The following is a 9,482-nucleotide window of genomic DNA, read 5'->3' as shown; positions in this document are numbered from 1 at the left end:
AGCATCTTCAACGGCCTGATCGGATCCTGGCTAGCTGCCGGTCCCCTGGCCGCCGGAATTGCGTCGGCTAAGAATAAAATCCCTGAATGACAGCCCCACCGGTCCGCGACAGCAGGGCCAGCCCAGGCTTCTGACGCCCCCCCGCACTCATCCCGAAGGCGGTCGCCCTGCGTCGGCCACCACTTCACATAGAGCGGGTCTATGTTGCCGACCTGGAGTCACCGCCAGACGCGCGCGTGTGGCCTCCTCGCCCCTCTCCCCGCGCGATCGACAGGCCTTCGGGGCTTCCGGTCAGGCTAATTTTGCAAGTGCGTCGCAGTCTTGAAAGCGGCCCGCGTTCGGTCAGTCTGAAAGGGCGATGATTACAGATCGATTACAGGGATGTCGTCTGCGCTCGACCGCATGGCCGCCGAGCCGATCAATCCGCCCTAAGGGATTGATTTCATTCAAAGCCTGGTGGAGCCGAGGGGAGTCGAACCCCTGACCTCCTCATTGCGAACGAGGCGCTCTACCAACTGAGCTACGGCCCCAGGCGGCGCGGAATAAGCGTTCAGTCGCCGGTCATGTCAACCCACGCCCTGCACTAATTGGCGGCCTGCCGGGCGATCCCCATGTTGCATGGCGCGGGGGCGCACCTTAGAAATCGGCTATCTGCAAAAGGACGTCCGAATGGCCGCCATCATCGGCTTCGTATTCTTCATCGTGGGCTCCCTTCTGCAGCTTCTGATCTGGGCGATCATCATCAACGCCCTGATCTCCTGGCTGGTCGCTTTCGACGTGATCAACCTGCGCAACCCGTTCGTGAACAACGTGGCGCGGTTCCTCGAAGCGGTGACGCGGCCGGTCATGCGGCCGGTGCAGCGGATCATTCCGTCGCTTGGCGGAATCGACATCAGCCCGATCATCGTGATCCTGGTCCTGACCGGGATCGCGCGCTACCTGCTCGCCCCGCTGCGCGACTACCTGATCATCACCCTCGGTTAACGGCCTAGGCCGTGCGGCGTTCGGGGTGGTCGCCGGAGTTTGAGTCAGGTTCCTGCACCAGCAGGGCGTGCAGCGCATCGGCGGTGACCGCCTTGCGCAGCTGGTCGCGCAGTTCGGCGTGCCGCAGCAGCCGAGAGACCCGCGCCAGCGTGCGCAGATGCTCCGAGCCCGCATCCGGATGGGCGAACAGGGCGAAGATCAGGTCGACCGGTTGGTCGTCCACCGCATCGAAGTCCACCCGCTGATCCAGGCGCACGAAGATGCCACGCATCCGCGACAGGCCTTCCAGACGCGCGTGCGGCACCGCGACGCCATGGCCGACGCCGGTGGATCCGGCGAGTTCGCGCTCGGCCAGGGCGTCCAGTATGACCCCGGAATCGAGGCCGAAGTTGCGCGATGCGAGGTCGGCGATCACCGCCAGCGCCTGACGTTTGTTGGCCGCGCTGATCCGCGACGCGATCGCGCCGCGATCGAGGAAATCGCCGATCTGCATGTCTCTAAAACGCCTTCAATCGAAAGGAACGTCCGAGACCGATCGGAAGCGCACTGGGGTCAGCGCGCTGCGCCGGCCCCGTTCGATCCGCCGTTCACCGGCTTGCTGCGCTCGGGGTCGATCCAGCCGATGTTCCCATCGGTCCGTCGGTAGACAACGGAAAGTCCGCCGTGCGCGGCGTTCCTAAACACGATTGTCTGAACCCCCGTCAAGTCCAGATCCATTGCCGCCATGGAGACGGTCATGGTGCGGATCGCCTTCTCGGTCTCGGCGATCACCACCGCCTCCGGCGCTGCGCCGGAAGCCTCGATCTCGGCGTCATCCTCGTCGTCCACGCGGGATTCGATGACGAAATAGGAGGCGGTCTCGGCCTGCTTGGCGAGCGCCTGCTGGTGATGGTCCTTCATGCGGCGGCTATATCGCCGCACCCGCTTGGACATTTTGTCGAGGGCGCTGTCGAACGCGGCGTGGGCGTCAGCGCCCAGGCCCTGGCTCTGCAGATGCTGGCCGGAAGCCAGCGTCACCGCGCAGTCCACTTTGAACGAGTGACCCTCTCTGCTGACGACCACGTCGGCGCCGCCGCCGCGATCGAAATACTTGCCAATGTTGCTGGTGAGTTCGTCGGACACCCGCGTTCGCAGGGCGTCGCCGACATCGACATGCTTGCCGGTAACTTGTACTTGCATACCGCAATGAACGCGCCGGAGCGCGGATGGTGTCAAGCCGCCCCGAGGATCTCCAGCAGGTGGCGCACCATGCTCACGACGATGTGCGCGGCGACCACCAGCACGGCGGTGCTGGCGATGGTCACCAGATAGCCGATCAGCGCCAGAACGCCGTCCCGTTGAACCAGCGCCAGCGCGAAGGCGCAGACCGCGGCGGCCGGCAGCATGTTGCCCAGTGGGATCGGCAGAATCAGCACCAGGGCAAGCGCGGTGCAGACCACGCCGATCGCCCGCTCGCCGATCGGGCCGAACAGGAATCCCAGCCTCGGGCCAGAGATCTTTTCAATTCGCGCGGTCGCGGGCGCGAGCTTAGCGGCGATCTTGCGGATGTCCTTCGCCGGGATGCTGCGCTGGCGCAGGCGCTTCGGCAGCCAGGGCGCCAGCGCGCCCAACGCCACCTGCGGCGCCAGCAACACCAGCGGCGCGCCGAACACTGTCGAGGCGCCGGGCGGCAGCGGCAGGGTGCAGGCGAAGGCGAATACGAACAGCAGCGCCCCGAACGCGCGGGGGCCGAACCCGTCGACCAGCGCGCCCACGCTGATCTCGTCAGCGTCGCCTCGCGCCAGGGCGTACAGCAACTCCGACAGCGGAACGGGGTCGTCGTGCGGCTCGTCGGACATGCGCGTCGGGCAGGCTACGAAAGGCGGCGGATGCAGGCGCCGGTTGCGGCGTCTAGCTAATCGCCCGCGCCAGGGCGCGCCAGTGGCTGGTGTGCTTAAGCTGGTTCTTTAAGCCGCCGGCGCCGTTCGACCGACGAGGGGATGCGCAGCGCCTCGCGGTATTTGGCCACCGTGCGCCGGGCGATATCGACGCCGGCACCGTGCAGGATGTCGACGATCGCGTCGTCGGAATGGACGTCGGCGTCGTTGCGCTCGGCCTCGATCAACTGACGGATCTTGTGGCGCACGCTCTCGGCCGAGTGGGCTTCGCCGCCCTCGCTGGAGGCGATCGACGAGGTGAAGAAGAACTTGAGTTCGAACACCCCGCGCGGCGTCGCCAGGTGCTTGTTGGAGGTCACCCGGCTGACTGTGGACTCATGCATGCCGATGGCGTCGGCGACAGTCTTCAGATTCAGCGGCCGCAGGTGCTCGACGCCATAGGCGAGGAACGCGTCCTGCTGGCGGACGATCTCGCTGGAGACCTTAAGGATGGTCTTGGCCCGTTGGTCGAGGCTCTTCACCAGCCAGTTGGCCGAGGCCAGGCAGTCCGAGACAAAGGTCTTTTCCTGGTCAGAGCGCGCCTTGCCCGAGACGTGGGCGTGATAGCGCTGGTCGACCAGCAGCTTGGGCAGGGTGTCGCCATTCAGCTCCACGTGCCACAGGCCGCCCTGGCCTTCGCGGACCGTGACGTCCGGCACCACCGGCTGCACCGGTTCGGCCCCGAAAGCAGCGCCGGGGCGCGGCGTCAGGGCGCGCAACTCCGACAGCATGTCGCGTAGGTCTTCTTCGTCGACCCCACAGATGCGCCGAAGGCCCGCCATGTCGCGCTTGGCCACAAGCTCGAGATTGTCGAGCAGGGCGGCCATCGCCGGGTCGTAGCGGTCCAGTTCCTTGAGCTGCAGCATCAGGCAGTCGCGCACGTCGCGGGCGCAGACGCCGGTGGGTTCGAAGCCCTGCAACACGCCCAACACGCGCTCCACCAGCTCCAGCGTGCAGCCCAGCCGCTCGGCTGTTTCCGCGAGGTCGGCGCGCAGGTAGCCGGCCTCGTCGACCGCGTCGATCAGCACGCTGGCGACAGCGCTCTCGGCGGGACTCAACCGCGCCACGGCGAGCTGGTCTGTAAGGTGTTCGATAAGGGTCTTGTCTCGAGTCAGTACGCCTTCGAAGCCGTCGGCGTCGCCGTCGAAGCCGCCGCCCTTGCCCACGGTCGACCAGTCGACCGCGCCGCCGGGGGGGATGTCGTCCGGGGCGTCGCCGGTGGCCCGTTCGCCCGGCGAGGCCTCGTCGCGGCGTGCGTCCAGTTCGGCATTGGCGTGGCTGTCGCTAGCCTGGTCGGTGGAGATCTCCGCCGCGGCCTGGGGCTCAGCCTCGCCCTCGGGCTCGGCGTCGCGCTCATCGCGCTGAAGCAGCGGATTGCGCTCCAGTTCGCCGTCCACATAGGCCTCGAGCTCAAGGTTCGACAGCTGCAGAAGCTTGATAGCCTGCTGCAGTTGCGGGGTGATGACGAGGCCTTGGCCCTGTCTGAGCTCGAGTCGCGCGCTGAGCGCCAAAGTCAGCCCCTTCACTGGCCTGTTTCTTGCTCGCCAGACTAGAAGCCCGATCCCCACCGAACCGTTAACCGGCCGGACGACCTTCGCGCCGCCGCAGCACCGTGGCGCGGGAACCACATGCGTGGGCGGCTGTTCATTTGGCGGACAACCTTGACCCTGAAGGAGAGCGCCATGCGCCAGAGGGATCTGTGGAATCGGCCGCGCAACGAACCGCCAGCCTATCGGCGCGAACCACCTGCGCCCGAACAACGCCCTGCGCCGCGCGACGATTATGGCCAGGCGGACTACAGCGCAGATTACGGCTACGACCCGCGCACCCGTTCAGGGTATCGCGCGACGGAACGGCTGGCCGACGGCTCGGACTTCGGTCAGGCGGACTTCAGCGCGGACTATGGCTACGACCCGGCGACCCGCAGCGGATTCCGCCGCGACGATCCGGCGGCGCGACCCGTCTACGACGGACGCCCGGACCCGCGCGACGAAGTGCGGACATGGGATGGCAGGCCTGCGCATCCTCCACGCGCACGCCGCCACGGCACGTCTGACGCGGTGATCTGGGCGGTGGTCAGCGAGCGGTTGGCGCACGAGCGCGGCCTCGACGATCGCGACATCGAAGTGCTGGTGCGCGACGGCGAGGTGATTCTCAACGGCACGGTGCGCCGCCGCGACGACAAACGCCGCGCCGAGGACCTGGCCGAGCTTCGCGACGTCCATCACGTGCAGAACAATCTGCGGCTACGGCGCGGCTTCTTCTAGGGGTCGTCAGCCGCCGTAGCGGTCGCCGAGATAGACCCGGCGCACTTCCGGGTCGTCAACGATCTCGTCGGGGCGGCCCTCGAACAACAGCTCGCCCGCGTGGATGATCGAGGCGCGGTCGATGATGTCCAGCGTCTCACGGACGTTGTGGTCGGTGATCAGGATGCCGATGCCGCGACCCTTGAGGTAGGCGATCACCTCGCGGATATCGGCGATGGCGAGTGGGTCGATGCCGGCGAACGGCTCGTCCAGCAGCATGAACGACGGCTCGCTGGCGAGCGCCCGGGCGATCTCAACCCGACGCCGCTCGCCGCCTGACAGGGAATTGGCCGGCGCGTTGCGCAGGTGCTCGATGCGCAGCTCCTGCAGAAGCTCGGTGACCACGGCCCGCGCACGCTTTCTGTCGTGCTCGCGCAGCTCCACCACGGCCATGACGTTCTGCTCGACGCTCATGCCGCGGAAGATCGAGGTCTCCTGAGGCAGATAGCCCACACCCATCCGCGCCCGCTGGTACATCGGCTGGCCGGTGATGTTCTCGCCGTCGAGGTAGATCGCCCCGTAGTCGGCGGGCACCAGGCCGGTGATCATGTAGAAGCAGGTCGTCTTGCCGGCCCCGTTCGGCCCAAGCAGTCCCGCCACCTCGCCGCGGCCCAGGCGCAGCGACACGCCCTTGACCACCGGGCGACCGCGGAACGACTTGCCGATGTTGTCGACGACCAGGCCTTCGCCGGCCAGACTGGGCAGCGAGGCGAACTGCTCTTGTTTCACCGGAGCCTCACCGCCGCGCCTGCTCGTTGGGATAGAACACCCCGCGCACGCGACCGGGCTTGTTGCGGCCTTTGACGCTGGTCTGCATCTGCGCTTCGCCGGTGTTGACGTGGATCACCATGCGTTGGCCGCGCAGCACGTTCTTGCCTTGCGCCGCGACCACGTCGCCGGTCATCACGATGGTCTCGGTGGCTGCGTCGTAGGTGGCCGCGTCGCCGCGCACCCGTTGTTGCGGCGTGACGTAGTAGACCGAGCCCTCGGCTTCCATCCGCTGCACCTGGCCGCAATTCGGGCCGGAGCTGGAGGAGCGCGCGGCGCCCACAGTGTTGTAGATCTTCAGGACGTCGGCCCGAAGGCGCGAGTCGGCCTGCAGCGCTTCGGCCGAACCGCGCCAGATCGCCAGGCACTGGGCGTTGACGACCTCGAGCTGGTCGGCGGTGAGATCTACTGGCGCGCTCGAGTTGCGGGCGAGCTGGGCCGCGGCCGGCGAGACGCAGAGCAGGGCGGCGGCCAGGGCCGTCGAACACGTGATGGCGGCATGCCCTAATCGCATCGGCTTGACCTAATTCCCGTCGATCCGGGCGCGCACGCCCCCCTTGAAGACCATGCGCTCGCCCTTGTCGTAAACGCCATAGGACTTCGCATTGATTTCTCCAAGCCGCCCTGAGCCCTGAATGGGGCCTGCGCCGACCAGTTCGCCGGTCTTGGTGTCGAACCTGGAGGTCATGGTGTCGAACGCCGCCTGCTGACCGGTCAGGCGCACGCCGCCGTTCATGTCCAGGCTGCGCCGCCCCTCATGGTACACGCCCGAGCGTGCCGTAATCCGCATCGGGTCCGAACCTCGCTCGTCGAGCACCAGGGCCGGGCGATCAAGTATCACGCGCTGGTAATCGCGCTCGTCCCGCGTGGCGGTGACCGCGGTGACCACGAAGGCGCGGCCCTTCTCGTCGCGGCCGACGAAGCGCGGGTTGACCAGACGGATCGGCGCGTCGCTGTCCTGAGTCCTGGCCGCGACCCCCGTCACCGACCGATAGATAATGACGCCGGCCATTGCGCTGAGGATCAGCCCGATGACGACGGGAAGGACCACGCGCATGCGCCGCACCAGCCGCGATCGGCTGCGCCAGCGTTCGAAGTCGCGCCGCCTGGGCGTCTCCGGAATGGCTGCGATGTCGGCGGCGACCATGCCGCGCTCACGAATGGGCGAAGATGTCGACGTCCTCCCAGCCGGCCACGTCCAGCGCGGCGCGGTGAGGCAGGAATTCGAAGCAGGCTTTCGCCAGGCCGTCGCGGCCCTCGCGCACCAGCATCTGGTCGAGCTTGGCGCGCGCCGCATGCAGATGGAGCACGTCGTGGGCGGCGTAGTTGAGCTGGTCGTCCGACAGGCTGGGCGCGCCCCAGTCGGAGCTCTGCTGGGCTTTCGACAGGTCGACGCCGACCATCTCGCGCACCACGTCCTTCAAGCCATGGCGGTCGGTGTAGGTGCGGGCGATCTTGGAGGCGATCTTGGTGCAGTAGACAGGTGCGGTCACCACGCCCAGATGCAGCAGGAACATGGCGATATCGAAGCGGCCGAAGTGGAAGATCTTGGTCACCGCCGGATCGGTCAGCAGCCGCTTCAGGTTCGGCGCGTCGTAGCCTGGCCGATCCAGGCGCACGATGTGAGCGTCGCCGCCGCCGTCCGACAGCTGCACCACGCACAACGGGTCGCGGCCCAGCCGCAGGCCCATGGTCTCGGAATCGATCGCCACGGACGCTGCGTCCGCCAGCACGCCGTCCGGCAGGTCGCCCTGATGCAGGAAGTTGGCCAAGCTCGCTCCGGCGTTGGATTTGCGGGAAGCGGCGCCGCGCGCCGTTCCTGATGCGCCGATCTCCTACCCGAAACCACGGCGCCGCTCCAGCGGCCTAAGACGCGGCGGAGGTTTCCAGCACATTCAGATCGCCGATGGTCGAAGCGCGGCCCTGCTTGGCGAGGATGCGGCGACGCAGCAACGGCACATGGTCCTGGCCGAAATACATGATCTCGTCGTCCAGGAAGTAGGTCGGCACGCCATATCCGCCGCGCTGGATCAGTTCCTCGGTGTTGGCGCGCAGCAGATCCTTCATCGGCTGCCCGGCGACCGCCTCGGCGTACGCCGCGCCGTCCACGCCTGCCTGCACGCAGACCTGCTGCATCACCTCGTCCAGCGAGATGTCCAGGCCTTGACCCCAGTGGGCTTCATAAGCGGCGCGCGCGAATCGCATCATCGCCGCCTGATCGTGTTGCAGCCAGGCGCAGCCGCGCATCGCCTTGATGCTGTTCACCGGCCAGCTTTGCGGACGCACGATGGTGATCCCGACAGCCTCGCCCCATTCGCCCCAGTCGCGGACCGTCATGGCGATGCGCTCCGGCGAAAGTCCGGAGCGCCGCTCATAGAGGCTCTTGTTCACCGCGTTGAACACGCCGCCGGCGATCACCGGCCGCCAGTTGGGCGTTACGCCCAGCTCCTGGCCCAGCGCGGTGATCCGCACGACGCCAAGATAGCTCCAGGGGCTGGACACATCGAAGTAGACATCGAGCTGCATGTCACTCTCCCTGCGTGGCGACCTTGGGCTTAATTCCATAGAGGATCTCGCGCGCCTTCTCGTCTTTGGGCGGCCCGCCGGTGGGCTTGCCGCCGCCCATGCTGATGCCCCGCTGAACAGCGTCGCGGCCGCGAATCTCGGTGAACCAGCGCTTGATGTTCGGATAGTCGTCCAGCGTGAAGCCCTGGGCCTTGTGAGTGATCATCCAGGGGAAGCAGGCGATGTCGGCGATCGAATATTCCTCGCCGGCGAGGAAGGCGCCCGTGCGACCGAGCTGACCGTCGAGCACCCTATAGAGCCGCTCGGCCTCGTTCTGATAGCGCTCCATCGCATAGGGGATCTTCTCGGCCGCGTAGAGCTTGAAGTGGCCGTTCTGGCCCAGCATCGGACCCAGGCCTGAGACCTGCCAGGCGAGCCAGGCGATCGCCGTCCAGCGCGCGTCAGGATCCTTCGGCAGCAGCTTGCCGGTCTTCTCCGACAGGTACTGGAGGATGGCCGCGGACTCGAACAGCGACATCGGCTTGCGGCCGGGGCCAGGGTCCTGGTCGACGATGGCGGGGATGCGGTTGTTGGGGCTGATCGCCAGGAACTCCGGCGCATACTGGCCGCCCGACAGGTCGATCGGATGGAACGTCCATTCCAGCCCCAGCTCCTCCAGGGCGATGGAGATCTTCCAGCCGTTCGGCGTGCCGGCAGAATACAGATTGATCATGGGCCGCCGCCTCGCTTGCTTGTTGTGAGGCGCGGAGAAGACCGGACGCACGGGCCCTTGGCAAGCGCACATTCATGCGAATTCGATCGGCTGATTCTGGGGGAGTTTGGCGACCACCGCCGCAGGCGGTGGTGCCCAGGAAAGGACTCGAACCTTCACGACCTTACGGCCACTGGCACCTGAAGCCAGCGCGTCTACCAATTCCGCCACCTGGGCCCCGTCCGCTTGGGAGCGGGAGGCGGGACTGATAGGGCGCCGCCCCAAACGGGT

The 9,482-nt window shown here is 67.0% G+C and carries 12 protein-coding genes and 2 tRNA genes; 2 read left to right on the top strand and 12 right to left on the bottom strand.

Features of this window, described 5'->3' with window-relative positions:
• Nucleotides 1-454 precede the first annotated feature (454 nt).
• Nucleotides 455-530: transfer RNA gene (locus Q8R27_RS06040), tRNA-Ala, on the bottom strand.
• Nucleotides 531-669: 139 nt separating this feature from the next.
• On the opposite strand from Q8R27_RS06040, the gene Q8R27_RS06035 reads away from it, so the two are divergent.
• On the top strand, nt 670-984 hold the full coding sequence (locus Q8R27_RS06035) for a YggT family protein (protein WP_305698159.1): 315 nt from the start codon (nt 670-672) through the stop codon (nt 982-984).
• Nucleotides 985-988: 4 nt separating this feature from the next.
• Here the strand turns inward: Q8R27_RS06035 and Q8R27_RS06030 are convergent, their stop codons facing one another.
• From Q8R27_RS06030 to rpoN, 4 genes are all read right to left on the bottom strand, one after another.
• A complete protein-coding gene (locus Q8R27_RS06030; protein ID WP_305698158.1) occupies nt 989-1,477 on the bottom strand; it encodes a PTS sugar transporter subunit IIA in 489 nt (162 codons plus the stop codon).
• A 59-nt stretch (nt 1,478-1,536) separates the two neighbouring features.
• Nucleotides 1,537-2,163 carry a ribosome hibernation-promoting factor, HPF/YfiA family gene (gene hpf / locus Q8R27_RS06025; protein ID WP_305594763.1) on the bottom strand — a complete coding sequence of 209 codons (627 nt, stop codon included), beginning with the start codon at nt 2,161-2,163 and terminating at the stop codon, nt 1,537-1,539.
• A gap of 32 nt (nt 2,164-2,195) precedes the next feature.
• Nucleotides 2,196-2,822, bottom strand: a complete 627-nt coding sequence (locus Q8R27_RS06020; protein WP_305698157.1) for an exopolysaccharide biosynthesis protein — start codon at nt 2,820-2,822, stop codon at nt 2,196-2,198.
• A 95-nt stretch (nt 2,823-2,917) separates the two neighbouring features.
• Nucleotides 2,918-4,411 (bottom strand): RNA polymerase factor sigma-54, encoded by a 1,494-nt coding sequence (gene rpoN / locus Q8R27_RS06015; RefSeq protein ID WP_305698161.1) that lies wholly within the window; start codon nt 4,409-4,411, stop codon nt 2,918-2,920.
• A 171-nt stretch (nt 4,412-4,582) separates the two neighbouring features.
• Here rpoN and Q8R27_RS06010 point away from each other — a divergent pair, with 171 nt between their 5' ends.
• Nucleotides 4,583-5,167 (top strand): BON domain-containing protein, encoded by a 585-nt coding sequence (locus tag Q8R27_RS06010; protein ID WP_305698156.1) that lies wholly within the window; start codon nt 4,583-4,585, stop codon nt 5,165-5,167.
• Nucleotides 5,168-5,173: 6 nt separating this feature from the next.
• Here the strand turns inward: Q8R27_RS06010 and lptB are convergent, their stop codons facing one another.
• The 7 genes from lptB to Q8R27_RS05975 form a co-directional block, all read right to left on the bottom strand.
• On the bottom strand, nt 5,174-5,911 hold the full coding sequence (gene lptB / locus Q8R27_RS06005) for an LPS export ABC transporter ATP-binding protein (RefSeq protein ID WP_305698160.1): 738 nt from the start codon (nt 5,909-5,911) through the stop codon (nt 5,174-5,176).
• Between the two features lie 31 nt (nt 5,912-5,942).
• Nucleotides 5,943-6,488, bottom strand: coding sequence for an LptA/OstA family protein (locus Q8R27_RS06000; RefSeq protein WP_305698155.1), 546 nt, complete (start codon nt 6,486-6,488; stop codon nt 5,943-5,945).
• Nucleotides 6,489-6,497: 9 nt separating this feature from the next.
• Nucleotides 6,498-7,121 (bottom strand): LPS export ABC transporter periplasmic protein LptC, encoded by a 624-nt coding sequence (gene lptC, locus Q8R27_RS05995; protein ID WP_305698154.1) that lies wholly within the window; start codon nt 7,119-7,121, stop codon nt 6,498-6,500.
• A 7-nt stretch (nt 7,122-7,128) separates the two neighbouring features.
• A complete protein-coding gene (locus tag Q8R27_RS05990; RefSeq protein ID WP_305698153.1) occupies nt 7,129-7,746 on the bottom strand; it encodes a ribonuclease D in 618 nt (205 codons plus the stop codon).
• A gap of 94 nt (nt 7,747-7,840) precedes the next feature.
• Nucleotides 7,841-8,500, bottom strand: coding sequence for a 2-hydroxychromene-2-carboxylate isomerase (locus tag Q8R27_RS05985; protein ID WP_305698152.1), 660 nt, complete (start codon nt 8,498-8,500; stop codon nt 7,841-7,843).
• Nucleotide 8,501: 1 nt separating this feature from the next.
• Entirely contained in the window at nt 8,502-9,212 is a 711-nt protein-coding gene (locus tag Q8R27_RS05980) for a glutathione S-transferase N-terminal domain-containing protein (RefSeq protein WP_305698151.1), read from the bottom strand.
• Between the two features lie 129 nt (nt 9,213-9,341).
• Nucleotides 9,342-9,428, bottom strand: a tRNA-Leu gene (locus Q8R27_RS05975).
• Nucleotides 9,429-9,482 lie beyond the last annotated feature (54 nt).

This window comes from Phenylobacterium sp. (genome assembly GCF_030697305.1).
Lineage (GTDB): Bacteria > Pseudomonadota > Alphaproteobacteria > Caulobacterales > Caulobacteraceae > Phenylobacterium.
This window is presented reverse-complemented; position numbering and strand designations above follow the sequence as displayed.